Source organism: Streptomyces sp. R-74717 (assembly GCF_047305335.1).
Classification (GTDB): Bacteria; Actinomycetota; Actinomycetes; order Streptomycetales; family Streptomycetaceae; genus Streptomyces; species Streptomyces atratus.
In genome coordinates this window covers 1,131,022-1,146,146 of record NZ_CP102361.1, presented here as the reverse complement: position 1 = coordinate 1,146,146, position 15,125 = coordinate 1,131,022, and the positions used below count along the sequence as shown (strand labels likewise).

The 15,125-nt window shown below is 69.9% G+C and carries 16 protein-coding genes and 1 pseudogene; 8 read left to right on the top strand and 9 right to left on the bottom strand.

What is annotated here, in order from left to right; genetic code table 11:
• Nucleotides 1–154: 154 nt before the first annotated feature.
• Nucleotides 155–1,525: a polysaccharide pyruvyl transferase family protein gene (locus NRF20_RS05235; RefSeq protein WP_398634279.1), complete on the bottom strand. Its 1,371-nt coding sequence runs from the start codon at nucleotides 1,523–1,525 to the stop codon at nucleotides 155–157.
• A 315-nt stretch (nucleotides 1,526–1,840) separates the two neighbouring features.
• On the opposite strand from NRF20_RS05235, the gene NRF20_RS05230 reads away from it, so the two are divergent.
• Genes NRF20_RS05230 through NRF20_RS05220 form a run of 3 tightly spaced genes read left to right on the top strand, consistent with a single transcriptional unit; the run spans nucleotide 1,841 to nucleotide 2,938 of the window.
• Complete coding sequence (locus NRF20_RS05230) at nucleotides 1,841–1,969, top strand: hypothetical protein (protein ID WP_413752098.1); 129 nt, start codon at nucleotides 1,841–1,843, stop codon at nucleotides 1,967–1,969.
• A 12-nt stretch (nucleotides 1,970–1,981) separates the two neighbouring features.
• Nucleotides 1,982–2,437, top strand: coding sequence for a hypothetical protein (locus NRF20_RS05225; protein ID WP_413752097.1), 456 nt, complete (start codon nucleotides 1,982–1,984; stop codon nucleotides 2,435–2,437).
• Between the two features lie 12 nt (nucleotides 2,438–2,449).
• Nucleotides 2,450–2,938: a hypothetical protein gene (locus NRF20_RS05220; RefSeq protein WP_398634281.1), complete on the top strand. Its 489-nt coding sequence runs from the start codon at nucleotides 2,450–2,452 to the stop codon at nucleotides 2,936–2,938.
• A gap of 51 nt (nucleotides 2,939–2,989) precedes the next feature.
• Here NRF20_RS05220 and NRF20_RS05215 read toward each other — a convergent pair whose 3' ends face one another.
• Nucleotides 2,990–3,205, bottom strand: a complete 216-nt coding sequence (locus NRF20_RS05215; RefSeq protein ID WP_266355349.1) for a dodecin — start codon at nucleotides 3,203–3,205, stop codon at nucleotides 2,990–2,992.
• Nucleotides 3,206–3,406: 201 nt separating this feature from the next.
• On the opposite strand from NRF20_RS05215, the gene NRF20_RS05210 reads away from it, so the two are divergent.
• From NRF20_RS05210 to NRF20_RS05200, 3 genes are all read left to right on the top strand, one after another.
• Entirely contained in the window at nucleotides 3,407–4,663 is a 1,257-nt protein-coding gene (locus NRF20_RS05210; RefSeq protein ID WP_398634282.1) for an extracellular solute-binding protein, read from the top strand.
• Nucleotides 4,664–4,836: 173 nt separating this feature from the next.
• Complete coding sequence (locus NRF20_RS05205) at nucleotides 4,837–5,652, top strand: GNAT family N-acetyltransferase (protein WP_398634283.1); 816 nt, start codon at nucleotides 4,837–4,839, stop codon at nucleotides 5,650–5,652.
• Nucleotides 5,649–6,485, top strand: coding sequence for a lysophospholipid acyltransferase family protein (locus tag NRF20_RS05200; RefSeq protein WP_398634284.1), 837 nt, complete (start codon nucleotides 5,649–5,651; stop codon nucleotides 6,483–6,485). Before NRF20_RS05205 ends, NRF20_RS05200 begins: the two co-directional genes overlap by 4 nt.
• Here the strand turns inward: NRF20_RS05200 and egtD are convergent.
• From egtD to egtA, 4 genes are read right to left on the bottom strand one after another with little or no spacing between them, the layout of a single operon-like run.
• Nucleotides 6,428–7,390, bottom strand: a complete 963-nt coding sequence (gene egtD / locus NRF20_RS05195; RefSeq protein WP_398634285.1) for an L-histidine N(alpha)-methyltransferase — start codon at nucleotides 7,388–7,390, stop codon at nucleotides 6,428–6,430. The two genes, NRF20_RS05200 and egtD, sit on opposite strands and share 58 nt — an antisense overlap.
• Nucleotides 7,387–8,142, bottom strand: a complete 756-nt coding sequence (gene egtC / locus NRF20_RS05190) for an ergothioneine biosynthesis protein EgtC (RefSeq protein WP_413752096.1) — start codon at nucleotides 8,140–8,142, stop codon at nucleotides 7,387–7,389. Before egtC ends, egtD begins: the two co-directional genes overlap by 4 nt.
• Nucleotides 8,142–9,506: an ergothioneine biosynthesis protein EgtB gene (gene egtB, locus NRF20_RS05185; RefSeq protein WP_413752095.1), complete on the bottom strand. Its 1,365-nt coding sequence runs from the start codon at nucleotides 9,504–9,506 to the stop codon at nucleotides 8,142–8,144. The genes egtC and egtB overlap by 1 nt, the downstream gene beginning before the upstream one ends.
• Entirely contained in the window at nucleotides 9,506–10,822 is a 1,317-nt protein-coding gene (gene egtA, locus NRF20_RS05180; RefSeq protein ID WP_398634288.1) for an ergothioneine biosynthesis glutamate--cysteine ligase EgtA, read from the bottom strand. The genes egtB and egtA overlap by 1 nt, the downstream gene beginning before the upstream one ends.
• A 150-nt stretch (nucleotides 10,823–10,972) precedes the next feature.
• Between egtA and NRF20_RS05175 the strand changes: the two genes are divergently transcribed.
• Nucleotides 10,973–11,809, top strand: coding sequence for a TIGR02452 family protein (locus NRF20_RS05175; RefSeq protein WP_398634289.1), 837 nt, complete (start codon nucleotides 10,973–10,975; stop codon nucleotides 11,807–11,809).
• Here the strand turns inward: NRF20_RS05175 and NRF20_RS05170 are convergent.
• The 3 genes and pseudogenes from NRF20_RS05170 to NRF20_RS05160 form a co-directional block, all read right to left on the bottom strand.
• Nucleotides 11,794–12,021, bottom strand: a pseudogene (locus NRF20_RS05170) (type II toxin-antitoxin system PemK/MazF family toxin); the annotation flags it as partial. The gene NRF20_RS05175 and the pseudogene NRF20_RS05170 overlap by 16 nt on opposite strands.
• A gap of 108 nt (nucleotides 12,022–12,129) precedes the next feature.
• Entirely contained in the window at nucleotides 12,130–13,644 is a 1,515-nt protein-coding gene (locus NRF20_RS05165; RefSeq protein WP_398634290.1) for a flotillin family protein, read from the bottom strand.
• 138 nt (nucleotides 13,645–13,782) lie between these two features.
• Nucleotides 13,783–14,001 (bottom strand): hypothetical protein, encoded by a 219-nt coding sequence (locus tag NRF20_RS05160; RefSeq protein ID WP_093897988.1) that lies wholly within the window; start codon nucleotides 13,999–14,001, stop codon nucleotides 13,783–13,785.
• A gap of 49 nt (nucleotides 14,002–14,050) precedes the next feature.
• Between NRF20_RS05160 and NRF20_RS05155 the strand changes: the two genes are divergently transcribed.
• A complete protein-coding gene (locus NRF20_RS05155; protein WP_413752094.1) occupies nucleotides 14,051–15,073 on the top strand; it encodes a LacI family DNA-binding transcriptional regulator in 1,023 nt (340 codons plus the stop codon).
• Nucleotides 15,074–15,125 lie beyond the last annotated feature (52 nt).

Below are 15,125 nucleotides of genomic sequence, written 5' to 3'. Positions count from 1 at the left end.
AAACACTCCGATTCTAGGCGTCAGGAGTGGCTCAGGAGCGGCGAGGCCCGTAGGTACGGGATCGGTCGGCGCAGGGTTGTCGGACCATTTCCCGGCCCGGGACGACCGGAGGCCGGTCCTGCCGGACCGGCCTCGGATCAGGTGTGGACGGGTCCTAGCGCGACGGACGCAGGGCGCGCTTTATGGGCCTTCCCACGACACTGCGGGCCCGCTGGTACGTGGAGCGCTGGACGGGCAGCGCGGTGCTCTTCGCGAGCTTCCGCTTGAGCTGGGTGTTCTGGGCGGTGAGATCCGTCAGCTGGGACTGGAGCCAGTTGAGTCGCGCACCCATCGTGGAGGCGTCGGCTCCGACCCAGGGGCGGATGCCCGGAGGGAAGGCCAGCGTGCTCATCCGTGCCTCGAAGGCCGCACCGCCGTCGCCGTGGGTGAAGGTGTTCTCCAGGCCGTTCTTGTCGAGGAAGTTCATGAACCGGTCGAACCGCTCCCGGTGACCGCGCAACAGCGGCCCGAAGTCCGCCTCGGCGCGGAGGTCGGCGGGGTCGAGGTCGAAGGGGACCTCGGTGAGCATCCGGTGCGGGATCTCGAAGTAGCGGCACAGCTCCAGCGTCCGGGAGTCGCCGCAGAGCACGGTGGCCGGCGTTCCGGCCAGCAGCGCCGCGATGTTGCCGTGGATCCGGGAACCGAAGGAGAAGTCGAAGCCCCGCAGGTCGTCCATCCAGGTGACCGGGTCGATGTAGACCCGGACCTTGTCCTCCCCGTACATGGGGTGGTCGGGGTGGGTGGGGATGTCGGTCAGCGAGGCGTTCTGATGTGACAGGTCGCGCCAGTGCAGCTGACGTGCGTCGGAGAGGTTCTGGCCGATGAACCGGAGGTGGGGGTAGCGCGCGTGGGTGCGGTTGATGATCTGCCCGAGCTTGTGCTTCCGCACGGCGTCGTGCGATCCGTTGATGGCGATCCGCGACTCGGGCCCGAGTGCCCGGCCGGTCTCCCGGATGTCGAGCCTGCTGCCGTTGAGGAACATCGAGGGACAGCCGATGACGTCCACGTCACGGAAACCCATGTCCCGCAGATACCGCTCGGTGAACTCCCCGCGCACGCCGATGGAGGCGCTGTGGTCGAGCACGGCCGAGACGAACGCGTGGACCGTCGGCTGCATGGGCTTCAGTCGGTCCGCGGAGTAGTTGACGCCGGTCTGGGCACCCACACCTGGGACCACGACCGGGATCTTCAGTTTCGAGATCAGCTGCGTCAGGCGCTCCAGCTGGCGCTCGAAGGACGGCCGGAAGGCGTTGGCGAGCGGGATGACGAAGACGTCGTACTCGCTGTTGATCCGGTCGGCGTCGGCGACCCTGGTGGCGATGCCGTTCGACACCACCTTTGAACGTGGCGTCTCCAGGATCTTGTGAGCGGCGTCGCTGAAGATCAGGTTGCCTGAGTTGGTGGCGAACACGTCCTCATGGAGAGCTCGCTCGACAGGGACGACGTCGTAGGGGCTCTTCCCTGAACGCAGGAGTATTCGCTTCACATGGTTAACGTTGGATGCCACAAACCTGAATATAGCTTTACAAGCGCTTTTGGTTCCATGCGCATCCTGTACAACCTTTTGCAATCTGCGTGGAACGTAGAGGCATGATCACACATCCGCGTGCGTGCGTGCGTGCGTGCGTGCGTGCGTGCGTGCGTGCGTGCGTGCGTGCGTGCGGGCGCGGGCGTTGTGTAACGGACGTCTCGGGGCGGTCCTCGTGGGGTCCTCGCGACGCACTTTTGAGTGCCGGACGGCCCCGCCCGTACGTTGCGTCCTGCGCACGGGCGCGCCTACCGGGGAGGTGGAAGCGCCGTCATGGCCGACTCGCTGTCCGAGGACGACATCCTCGAAGCGATCGCCCGGCACACCGGCGGGCCCGGACAGGGGCCGCAGCTGCGGCGGACCGGCGCCGACATCGCTCAACTCCCGATGCTCGACCTGTGAATCGTCCGGTGCGTGGAGACCCGTACCACGCGGCCGGAGACCAGGCCCGGCACCTACGACACGTCGGGGCTGCCCACGTACGAAGGTGATCTGCGCGACCATCCGGTCGAGCCGCCGAAGGACCCGGCGGTTTCGCGGACGGTGGAGTTCGTGCTCCGTGGCTCGGTGGGAACGGTGCCCTGCGACTGTGACGAGGGGCGGCAGCCGTGCTCGCGGTGCCGGGCCAAGGGAAAGCTGCGCTGTGACACCGGCCCGATGTGCCCGGCCTGCAAGGGTGTCGCGCCGTGCACCTGGTGCGACGGCACGGGTGAACGCCGCAAGGACCGCATCACGGCCGAGTTGGCGCGGGAGAAGCCCGCTGCCGGGCGGGCCACCTGTGTGAAGTGCCGCAAACCCCGCACTGCTTGTCCGAAATGTGGTGTGGTCGTGCTGGTGCTCCTGGTGCTCCTGGTGGTTGCGCTGGTCTGATTTGCTGGGGGTGTGAGAAGCAACCACCGGCCCCTGGCCGTATTCGACTTGGACGGCACACTCGCGCACACCGGCCACCGGCAGCACTATCTGGAGGGGCGACGGCGCGACTGGAACAGCTTCTTCTCCGCGGCCGTCGACGACCCGCCGCTTCCCGAAGGGGTACGGCTGGTACTGAGCAGCGCCGAGGAATGCGAGGTCAGGTATCTCACCGGGCGGCCCGAGCGCTGCCGCCGGGACACCGTGGCCTGGCTGGCGGAACAGGGACTGCCCGAGGGGCGGTTGTACATGCGTCGCAACGACGACCGCAGGCCGGCCCGGCACACCAAGCTGGAGATCCTGAAGCGGCTGGGCCGGGAACATGAGGTGCGGATGCTGGTCGATGACGACGAACTCGTCTGCGATGCGGCGGAGCAGGCCGGCTTCGCCGTGGTGCGGGCCCGCTGGGCGAAGGTGTCGCCCGCGCTCAAGGACGCGCAGGAGTGTGAGGGCCGTACGTGATTCCGGCGTGGCGGAACCGGCCGGACGCGGCCCTGATCCGGTCGCGCGGGATCAGCTCGTCTCGTCGAGTCGGAAGCCCACTTTCAGGCCCACCTGATAGTGCTCGATCCGGCCGTCCGTGATCTCTCCGCGAACCTGCGTGATCTCGAACCAATCGAGATTGTGCAACGTTTCCGAAGCTCTTGCGATGCCTCTGCGGATGGCGTCGTCGACGCCTTCGTGAGAGGTTCCCACGATTTCCGTGACCCGATAGGTGTGATTCGACATCTTATGTCTCCTCTCGTCCCTACCACGGTGCCCCACCCGGCCCGGGTGCGCGAGAGGTCGGTGTGCAGAATGCGTGATGAACGGGACTTGACCAGAGCAATGGTCCATACCAAAATCCAGCCACGCCCGTGCGAGCGCCGCCCGCAGTCCCCCACACCGGGTTCTGAATTTCGTCGTGCCGTTTCGCAGAGGGTGAACCTGGTGAAGAACCGCATACTCGTCGGAGCCGTTGCGCTCGTTTCCACCTTTGCGCTGGGCGGATGCGGCTTTGTCCCGGGCTCGGAGGCTTCCAGCAGCAAAAAGGTCACGATCTGGCTGATGAAGGACAGCGTCTCCGCCGATTTCCTGAAGCGCTTCACGAAGGCGTACGAGGACGAACACCCCTCCATCGAACTCGAGTTCAAGATCCAGAGCTGGAGCGGCATCGGCCCGAAGGTCACCGGCGCGCTCAAGGGCAAGGACACCCCGGACGTCATCGAGGTCGGAAACACCCAGGTCCCCCAGTACGCGGAGAGCGGCGGGCTGCGCGACCTCACCCTGGAGTCCGTGCGCGACCTCGGCAGCGAGGACTGGCTGCCCGGTCTCGCCGACCCGGGCAGCATCGGCGGCGTCCAGTACGGCATCCCCTGGTACGCGGCCAATCGAGTGGTGATCTACAACAAGGACCTCTTCGAGCAGGCCGGTATCAAGACCCCGCCGAAGACTCGGGACGAGTGGATCGCGGACAGCGAACAGCTGAACCGGAACGGCAATCAGGGCATCTATCTCGCGGGCCAGAACTGGTATGTCCTCGCCGGATTCATCTGGGACGAGGGCGGCGAACTGGCCGAGGAGAGGGGCGGCGACTGGGAAGGCGCCCTGGACAGCCCCGGCGCAATCAGGGGCATGAGCTTCTACAAGGAACTCCAGGCGCTCGGTGACGGCCCCAAGGACGCGGACGAGGAAAGGCCCCCGCAGGCCAAGGTCTTCGCCAAGGGCGATGTCGCGCAGATCATCTCGGTGCCCGGCGCCGCCGCGCAGATCGAGCAGCTGAACCCCGAACTCAAGGGAAAGCTGGGCTACTTCCCGATCCCGGGCAAGACCGCGAAGGCTCCCGGTTCCGTTTTCACCGGTGGGTCCGATCTGATCGTTCCGGAGAAGGCGAGTCAGCGCACGGCGGGGATAGATGTGATCAAGGCGCTGGCGGGCCGGAAGTGGCAGGAGGAACTCGCCAGGACCATGAGCTACGTGCCCAACAAGCCCGGTCTCGCGCGTGTCATCGTGGGACAGGAGGGCACCGCGGCGATGGCCCAGGGCGCCACGAAGGGGCGTGCGACGCCCAACTCGCCGCAGTGGGCGAATGTCGAGGCCGTCAACCCGATCAAGCCGTACATGACGGCCGTTCTCCAGGGCGGCGACCCGCAGGAAGAGGCGAGGGCCGCCTCGGAGAAGATCACCGACCAGCTCTCGGACGGCTGACACACTCAGCACCGATCCTTTTCGTCACACCCGGGATTCAGCCTTCGCACATCCCGGCTCTCCCATGCGGTCATGTCAAATCCAGCCGGTCACGGAAGAAGTAAGGGGCCGGGCCTTCACAGCAGTGCGAAGGCCCGGCGGCCGCCCTTGCCGATCCGTCCCCGGAGACCGTCATGAACGCGCTGCCCGTCACCTCTCTCCCCGCCGCCCCCGTCGTTCCCGCGCAGCCCGCCCCTCCCGCCCCGTCGCGCTACCGGGTGTCCCTCGCCGTCGACCAGGAAGACGTGCGTGCCGCCCAGCGCCTGCGCCATCAGGTTTTCGCCGGTGAGCTCGGTGCCAGGCTGGAGGGAGCCGAACCCGGTCTGGACAGCGACGCGTTCGATGCCTACTGCGACCATCTGCTGGTACGGGAGGAGACCACCGGCGATGTCGTCGCCACCTACCGCCTGCTGCCGCCCGACCGGGCGCGGATGGCCGGGCGCCTCTACGCGGAGAGCGAGTTCGACCTCGGGCGGCTCGGACCGATCCGCGACGACCTGGTCGAGGTCGGCCGGTCCTGTGTCCACCCGGCCCACCGGGACGGCGCCGTCATCGCGCTGATCTGGGCCGGACTTGCCCGCTACATGGAACGCACCGGGCACAACTGGCTGGCCGGCTGCTGCTCGATACCCCTCGCCGACGGCGGCGTCGCCGCGGCCGGGGCCTGGGAAACCGTACGGACGAAGCACCTGGCGCCCGAGGACCACTGGGTCACCCCCCACCGCCTCTGGCAGCCCGCCGCCGGATCCGCAGGCCGCGGAGACGTGCCCACCGGACTCTCCACGCTCCCTCCCCTTCTCCGCGGCTATCTGCGACTGGGCGCCCGGGTCTGCGGGGCGCCCGCGTACGACCCCGACTTCAACGTCGCCGACCTGTACGTACTGCTGTCGCTGCGCCGCACCGACCCGCGCTATCTGCGGCACTTCCTCGCACTCGCCCCACTGCGGTGAACCCCTGGCTGCCCACCTCACCCTGCACCCCGCTCACCTGCGCAGGTCACGACGGACGCACGCGGGGCCGCACGGCGGCCGTGGTCCTGCTGCTCGCCGGGTGCGCGTTCATCCTGGCCGGGGTGCTGGGTGCCCCGTTCGTGCTGCTGCTCGGCGCGGTACGCCGGGAGCGGTTGATCCGGCTCTGGGCGTACGGGGTTGTGCGGGCCTTCGGGGTACGTGTGCGGGTCGTCGGCCCACCCGGGGCAGGCGCACCGGGCACGCTCGTCGTCGCGAACCACATCTCATGGCTGGACATCCCGCTCGTCGCGGCCGTGTTCCCCGGCCGGATGCTGGCCAAGAGCGAGATACGGAACTGGCCGCTGCTCGGCCGGCTCGCCGCCGTCGGCGGCACGCTCTTCGTCGAACGTGAACGGTTTCGCGCACTGCCCACGACCGTGCGCGACATCGCGGCGGCACTGCGCGATGGTTCACGGGTGGTCGCCTTTCCGGAGGGCACCACCTGGTGCGGGCGCGGCGGCGGGCGGTTCGGGCCTGCCGTGTTCCAGGCCGCGATCGACGCGAACTCCGCCATTCAACCGGTACGCATCACCTACCGCGCCGCTCCGGCGGAGCACACGGCCCCGGCCGGTGCGGCCGCGTTCGTCGGAGACGATCCGCTCATCGCGTCACTGTGGCGGGTGGTGACGGCGGCCGGGCTGACCGCGGAGATCCGCGTCCTGCCGCAGATTCCGGCGGGCGACTGCCCGGACCGCCGTGCCCTGGCCCGTCTTGCTCAGACCGCCGTCGCCAACGACAGCGCGAACCGGTCCCCGGAGTCCGTCCACCACTGATCCATGCTCAGACCGGCCGCGGCGAGTTCGGCCCGGATGCCCTCCTTTCGGAATTTGGCCGACACTTCGGTACGCAACTCCTCGCCGGCCCCGAAGGCCACCACTAGATCCAGGTCCGGGACCTTCACCGTGAGTGCCTCGCGGGCCCGCAGCCGCATCTCGATCCACTCCCGCTCCGGGTCCCAGAGCGCCACGTGATCGAAGTCGGCCGGGTCGAAGTCCGCGCCCAGCGCCCGGTTCACGACCCTGAGGACGTTCTTGTTGAACTCCGCCGTCACCCCGGCCGCATCGTCGTAAGCGGCGACCAGCACCTTCTCGTCCTTCACCAGGTCCGTGCCGAGCAGCAGCGCGTCGCCGGGGGAGAGCAGCGACCGAACCGACTTCAGGAACACCGACCGCTCGTCGGGCAGCAGATTGCCGATCGTGCCGCCCAGGAACGCGATCAGCCGCGGCCCCGGGGTGCCGGGCAGCGCGAGACCGCCCGTGAAGTCGGCGATCAGGGCGTGCACGGAGAGGTCGGGCCGCTGCGCGAGCAGGGCCTCGGCGGCGCCGCGCAGCGCGCTCTCGCTCACATCGACCGGCACATAGCTGTGCAGCGCGGGCAGCGCGTCCAGCAGGTGCCGGGTCTTCTCCGACGACCCCGATCCCAGCTCGATCAGGGTCTGCGCCCCGGACGCCGCGGCGATCTCCTCGGCGCGGTCGATCAGGATCTCGCGCTCGGCGCGGGTCGGGTAGTACTCGGGAAGCCGGGTGATCTCCTCGAACAGGTCACTGCCGTGCGCGTCGTAGAACCACTTGGGCGGCAGTGTCTTCGGGTGCCGGGTCAGGCCGTGCAGCACATCGGCGCGCAGCGCCGCGTCCGTCGCGTCCGCCGGCAGGGTGCGGGTCAGCAGAAAGGGACTCACTCAGTGGGCTCCTTGAACGGGGTCAGCAGAACTTCGGCGCGGGTCGCAGTCAGCAACGTCCGGTCGGGGACCGTGCGCCAGTGCGGATCGTCGTCGTACGGCTCCGAGGCCACGACCGTGCGCAGGCCGGGCTCGGCGAGATACCACAGGGTGTCTCCCCAGGCCGTCGCCACGATCGTGGTGCCGTCGGTGAGCAGCAGATTCAGCCTCGATTTTGGCGCCGCAGCCGCCACGTCGAGCACGGTGTCGGCGACGGCTTGTGGCAGTTCGTCGCCGTCGGCGAGGCGGTGCCGTACGAGGGCCCAGACCAGGGCCGAGTCGCAGCGGGCGGCGAGGGTCAGCAGTTCGGCCGGGGGCAGCGCGGTGGCGAGCGGTGCCAGGGACTCGGGCCAGCCCTTCACCGCGCCGTTGTGGCTGAACAGCAGCCGTCCGGCGGCGAACGGTGCGGCCGCAGCCTCGCCGTCGGCGCCCGCCTCGGTGGCGTCACGTACCGCGGCGAGCAGCGCCGGACTGCGCACCACTCTGGCCAGATCGGCGAACGTCTGATCGCCCCAGACCGGTCCCTGGCGCCGGTAGCGGCCGGGCACCGGATCGCCGTCCGCGTACCAGCCGACGCCGAAACCGTCGGCGTTGACGGTCCCATGCCGCTGGTGTCTCGGAGCCCAGGACTGGTGCACAAGGCTGTGGGGCGGTCGTGTCAGCACCTCGCCGAGAGCCACCGGCGGGCCCAGATATGCGATATGACGACACATCAGAAATCCCTCGCGGTACGGAATCCGGAGAAGATCTGGCGCCGCACCGGCAGGTCCCAGTTGCGGAACGTCCCCCGGCACGCCACCGGGTCCACGGCGAAGGAACCGCCGCGCAGCACCTTGTGTGCCGGTCCGAAGAACACCTCGGAGTACTCGCGATACGGGAACGCCGCGAAGCCGGGATAGGGGAGGAAGTCGCTCGACGTCCACTCCCATACGTCACCGATCAGCTGCCGCACGCCGAGCGGCGACCTGCCCGCGGCGTACGCCCCCGCAGGCGCCGGCCGCAGATGGCGCTGACCCAGGTTGGCCCGCTCGGGAGTCGGGTCCTCGTCGCCCCACGGATAGCGCAGTGAACGGCCCGACGCCGGGTCATGGCGTGCCGCCTTCTCCCATTCCGCTTCCGAGGGCAGCCGGCGACCGGCCCAGCGGGCGTATGCGTCCGCCTCGTACCAGCTGACATGGAGCACCGGCTCGGTCGCGGGGACTGTCTCGGTCACTCCGAAGCGGCGGCGCAGCCACTGACCGGCGTCCCGGTGCCAGAACAGCGGAGCGGCCAGTTCGTGCTCGCGGACCATGGCCCAGCCCTCGGGGGCCCACCAGCACCGCTCGGTGTAGCCGCCGTCCTCGATGAACCCCTGGTACGCGCCGCAGGTGACCGGGGTCGTGTCGATGAAGAAGTCCGGCACGTCGCGCACACGGGCGGGGCGTTCGTTGTCCAGGGCCCACGGCTCGGTGGACGTACCCATGGTGAACGGGCCGCCCGGGACCAGTACTTCGGCAGGGAGGCCCGCCGCGTCGGCGGGTGCGGGCGGAGGAACCGGCGCGGTCAGAACGGCAGGTCCCGATCTGAGTTGATGGGTGATCAGCATCGTTTCGTCGTGCTGCTGTTCATGCTGGGCGATCATGCCGAAGGCGAATCCGGCCCGCACCAGCGGGCGGTCACCGTGCAGTGCCGTGCCGTCGAGTACGTCCAGCGCGCGACCACGGACCTCCGCGGCGTAGACACGGGCCTCGGCGGGCGCCAGCAGCGGCAGCGAGGGACGGGTCGCCCGGGGATACTCGAAGGCGTCGTACAGCCCGTCGATCTCCGGGCGCATCGCCTCCCGCCCGGCCACCCCGCGCAGCAGCCACAGCTCCTCCTGATTGCCGATGTGCGCGAGGTCCCAGACCAGGGGGGACATCAACGGCGAGTGCTGGGCGGTCAGTTCATGGTCGTCCACGCTGTCGGTGAGAAGTGTGGTGCGTTCGCGGGCGGTGACCAGCGCGGCGAGGGCGCGCTGCCGGAGCGCCTCGGTGTCCGCCTCGTCCGGTCCGGCCGGACTGTGCGGACCGGATGCGGCGGGCGTGGGGGAGTCGGTCATCAGCGGGGCCCCTCGAAGCGATGGCCCGAATCACCCGCTGAACCCGGCGCGAGCAGTTCGGGAAGATCGTCGGCCGGACATCGGCCCCGGGCGACGAAGCGGTCGTTGAAGTCCGCCACCGCCTCCTGCACGGCCGTGGTCGCTCCCATCCGGGGCAGCGCCTCCAGCGCGAGTTCGAAGCAGGTGACGGCCGCCGACCGCAGTTCGGGATCGGTCAGGCCGTCGCGGGCGGCGCCCACCCAGAGCGGATTGCGCGGCGCGGGCCGTGACCCGGCCGTCTCGGCCAGTGGTTTGACGGTGCGGTACACGGTCTCGGCGGCCTCCGGGTCGTCGAACAGGGCAGTGGTGACGGCGAGTGGCACCAGCCACCCGTCCGCGCCGTGCTGCGCGTCGATCATGCGCAGCTCAAGATGTCCGCGCGGGCGCACGGGCGGAAAGAGGGTGCTGATGTGGTAGTCGAGGTCGGCGCGCACCGGTGGTCTCGGCGTGCCGGTGCGGATCCAGTCGCGGAGGGTCAGACCGTCCGGCACTGCCCATGGCCCCTCGTCGTCCCGGATGCACATCACCGGGGTGTCCAGGACATGGGTGGCCCAGGCGTCGCGCGGCGGCAGACAGCCGGGCGGTGCCAGGGACCGCCATGGATCGAGGTCGGCCCAGAACGACTGCCGGGTGGACCGCCACGGTGTCGGGCGGCCGAACTGGAACGGTGAGTTGGCGAACACCGCCACCAGCACCGCGCCCAGCAGATGGGACAGCTGCCAGCGCCGCCCGTAGCCGAGCGGGCCCGGTTCCTCCTCTCCTGCGTCCAGACATACCTGGACGGAAGCGGTGCTGCACATCATGGCGCGGCCGGCCGGTCCCGACCGGTCGAACGAGATCTCCATGGCGTCGTAGCGGGGCTCGTGCAGCAGACGGCGCGGTGGATGCCACGGATCGACGCCGAGACCCACCGGTTCGAGATCCACCCGGTCCAGGGCGTCACGTACTGCCGTGAGATCGGCGGCGGTGGCATCGATGCACGCCATCAGGGAGCCGGCGGGGCGCGAGCTGAGCTCCAGCTGGCCGCCGGGTTCGAAGGTGAGCGCCGCACTCAGGGGCAGGGCCCGGAGGATGTCGGCGGCCGCGTCGAGACGGTGGTGGGGAACAGGGACGCGGGGCTGATCCCGGTGGTGAATGAGCCATTCGAGTTCAACGCCGACCGTTCGGGGCGGTCCGGTCTTGAAACAGATGCAGCGCAGTAAATCCTCCGCCTCGTCCTCGCCGAGGGGCGGGGCCTGGCCGGGCGGACCGTGGTCTCCGGGTGTGTCGGATGACATGCCGGGGCCTCCTTCTGCTCGGTTCGTCCGTACCAGCCAAACCCCTGTGGGGAGATCGCACAAGGGTGCCCCTGTGCGTTGGAAATACAGTTGCATCCATGCCGCTGGAGCGCAGAGCATGCCCCGTATGCACCACACGGGGGAGTACCGATGAGCGCACGGCTGCGCGGCATCGCGCGAGAGACCGAAGCCATTGTCGAGGCCGGCCGCTACCGCACGCAGGAAGGGCGGGAGGTGAGCATCGAGCGTGCGCTGACCACCGCACTGTCGGGTACCAGGCTGTACGGCCCCGAGCCGGTACCGGTCGCGGCACTCGACTCCGACCGCACCGCGGTCGTCGAGGTCACCGACGAGAGCAGTCTGCAGGCGGCGCGCCGGATGGCCGGCGAAGGGCCCGGCAAGGTCGCTGTCCTGAACTACGCCTCCGCCCGCAATCCCGGAGGCGGCTACCTCAACGGCGCACAGGCCCAGGAGGAAGCCCTGTGCCGCGGCTCCGCCCTGTACGCCACGCTGCTGCGCGCCCCCGACTACTACGCCCACCACCGCACAGAACGCAGCGCCTTCTACACCGATCGGGTGATTCACTCACCGGGCGTACCGGTGTTCCGCGACGACCGGGGGCGGCTGCTCGAAACCCCGTACACCGCGGGCTTCCTCACCTCCCCGGCACCCAACGCCGGAGTCATCCGCAGCCGCACCCCCGAGGACGCGCACCGCATCCCCGCCGCGCTCGCGTCCCGGGCCGAGCGGGTGCTGGAGGTCGCGGCGGTGCGCGGGTACCGAAGGCTGGTGCTGGGCGCCTGGGGCTGCGGTGTGTTCCGCAACGATCCGGCGCAGGTGGCCGGTGCGTTCCGGGCGCTGCTGCTGGACGACGGCAGGTTCGCCGGGCACTTCGAGCAGATCGTCTTCGGCATCCTCGACCGCAGCCCCGAATCCGCCACCAGATCCGCCTTCGCCCGGACGTTCAGCGGTCAGTTCCAGTCGTAGCGCTCCCACAGCCGGCCGACGACAGAATCGAACCGGTCCCGGTCCAGAGCGCACGCCTCACGCCGCATCCCGTCCTCGTGCACCCGCAGTACCCGGTCCAGACCGACCCAGGGCGGGCGGCCCGAGCTGTCCCACGGTCCGGCCCCGAGCGCCACCCACTCGCGGTCCCGGTCGTGCTGCTTGCTGGAGAGCTGCACGGCGAGCAGCGTGCCGCCGGTGAACGGGCAGCAGGCCGCACGCCCGGCTTCGAGGGCCCGGAGCCGTGGCCGGTGCTCGCCCGAGGCTGAGGGGCGTGCACCGGCCACGGCCTACCGGACCTGTCAGGAAGGCGTGCCACCCTCCTGATCACCCGTCACCGGAATGTGCTGCTTACGCGGCGAGGGCGCAGCGGCCGGCGTGACCCCGTTGACCTTGGACGCTGGTTCCGCCGGGCGGTCCTGACTCATCGTCGACAGCAGCTGCCGGGCCAGTCCAAGGCCCGTGCCACCCATCGTCAGCGCCTTCGCGAACATGTCCGACATGCCGTCGGCCCCGTTCAGCAGCACCATGTGGTCCACGCTGCTGAAGGCGCCCGCGCCGGCCTCGACGATCTCCGGCCACTTCTCGGCCAGCTGCTGGGCGACCACCGCCTCCTGGTTCTCCGCCAGGGCCGCGGCCCTGGCCTTGATCGCCTCCGCCTCGGCGAGGCCCTTGGCGCGGGTCGCCTCGGCCAGTGCCAGCCCCTTGGCCTGGGCCGCGGCGGCCTCCGCCTCACCCGTCGCCCTGGTCGCCGTCGCGGCGGCGGCGCCGCGCGCCTTCGTCGCCTCGGCCTCCGCGAGCGCCGCTGTCTTGACCCGGTTGGCCTCCGCGACCGCGGCGAGCTCCGTCTCCCGCGCCTTCGCCTCGGCCGCCGAGATCCGGGCGTCGCGCTCGCCCTCGGCCAGGGTGCGCTTCTCGTACGCCTGGGCGTCCGCGGGCTTGCGCACATCGGCCTGCAGCTGCTGCTCGCGCCGCTGGGCCTCCAGTTCGGCGACCCTGGTCTCCTGGACCACGACCTCCTGCCGCGCTGCCGCGTCGGCCAGCGGACCCGCCTGCCGGGAGCTGGCCGCGGCCTTGTCGCGCTCGGCCTGATACCCGGCCTGCAGGATCTCGCTGTCGCGGGTCGCCTCCGACATCCGGGCGGCGGCCTGCTGCTCCGCCTCGGTGGCCCGCCGGTTGGCCTCGGCCTGCGCTATCCGGGCATCCCGCTGCACCGCCGCCGCATGCGGCATCGCCAGGTTCTTGATGTAGCCCGTCGGGTCCTCGATCTCATGGATCTGCAGCGAGTCGACGATCAGCCCGAGCTTCTCCATCTCGGTCCCGCACGCCGCCCGGGTCTGCCCGGTGAGCTTCTCCCGGTCCCGGATCATGTCCTCGACCGTCAACCCGCCCACGATGGAACGCAGATGACCGGCAAACACGTTGTGCACCCGCTCCGACATCATCTTCTGCTGGTCGAGGAAGCGGCGGGCCGCATTGGCGATCGACACGAAGTCGTCACCCACCTTGAAGATGACAACGCCCCGCACCCGCAGCGGAATCCCCTGATGCGTGACGCAATCGACCGACAGTTCGGTCTCGTTGAGGTCCAGGGACATCTTCCGCACCGCTTGGACCCCGGGCAGGACGAGCGTGCCGTGACCAGTGACGATCCGGAACCCCATGCCCTGCCCGAGGCCCTCGGTCTTGTGCTTGGAACCGGAGATGACGAGTGCTTCGTTCGGCTCGGCCACTCGCCACATCAGCTTGAACAGGCCGATCAACACAATGATGGCGGCGAGTACGAGACCCGCCGTGACGCCGATGACCATCGGCATGCGCCCCCTTATCGCAGTGCCCCGTCGGCACCGCTGAACAGGGGAAGTCTTCTCCTGCTCGTGGCGGTGGAGAAGACGCGTGCGCAAGCTTGCCGAATTCTTGACGACGAAAGGTGTGAAGACCCTCGCGCCGGAGCCTCAACTACCGTATGCGCGAGCCACATACACCGTCCGCGGCGGCAGATACTCGATCACCGTCACCACCGTGCCCGGCTCGATTCGTTCCTTCGCGGAGGCGGGATGCGCGAGGAAGTGCTCGGCGCCGCCCCGGATCCGTACGATCACCTCGCCGACCAGCCCCGGCCCCACCGTCCCGGTCACCCGGCCGATCAGTCCCACCATCGAGGAGTCATCCATGCCCCGGAGCGTACCCATGACGCACGGGTCTGGAAGACTGCCCGACGCCATGAGCCAGTTACCGAACCAGCCCGCCGAAGGCCCCGTCCCGACCAGTGCCGATGTGGCACGGCTCGCCGGAGTCTCCCGGGCCACCGTGTCCTATGTACTGAACAACAACGCGTCCGTGCGGATCAGCGAACCCACCCGCCGCCGGGTCAGGGAAGCGGCCGCCGAACTGGGCTACGTACCGCACGCGGCGGCCCGCAGCCTGCGCGCCGGACACACCCGCATGGTGCTGCTCCCCACCATGAACTTCCCGGCCGGCCCGCTCCACCACCGCTTCTTCCACCAACTGGAATCCGGGCTGCGTCGCCTCGACTACACGGTGGTCCAGTACGGCAGCACCGGTCTGGACGCCGACGACGCGCCCCGCGCCTGGGCCGAACTCCGTCCCGTCGCCGTCATCGCACTCGGCACGATCGCCCTCACCCCGCAGGGTATATCCGTACTCAGGCGATCCGGAGCCAAGGCCGTGATCACCCTCGGGCCCCGGCCGGTGGACGGTGCCCATGCGCTGGTCATGGACCAGCGGGAGGTCGGCAGCTGTGCGACCGGACATCTGCTGGAGCGGGGCCGGCGCCGCATCGGCGTCGTCATGCCCGAGGAAAGCGGCCTCGGCCTGTTCGCCGAACCCCGGCTGGCCGGAGCCCGGCAGGCCGCACTGAGCCACGGGGCCCGCATCGAACCGCTGCCGCTGCGGTACGAGGAGGAATCGGCCGCCCGGCTGGCCGCCCGCTGGCGCACCATGGGCCTCGATGCCGTGTTCGCGTACAACGACGAATACGCGATGCTCCTGATGCGGGCCCTTCAGGACGCGGGCGTCGAGGTGCCCCGCGAGACGGCCGTGGTCGGCGCCGACGACCTGATGCTCGGCAGACTGCTGCGGCCCCGGCTCAGCAGCGTGCGGATGGAGCTGGCCACGCCACAGCCGCTGGCGGACCTCGTCGACCGGCTGGTGCAGCACCCAGGCGGTGCCCCCGAGCACCACGACCTGCTGTGGGCCCGGGCGGTCCACCGCGAGTCCAGCTGAGCCGCCGACTCCGCACGGTGCAGCAGCGCGACAACGTGCGCACCGCGCGCCG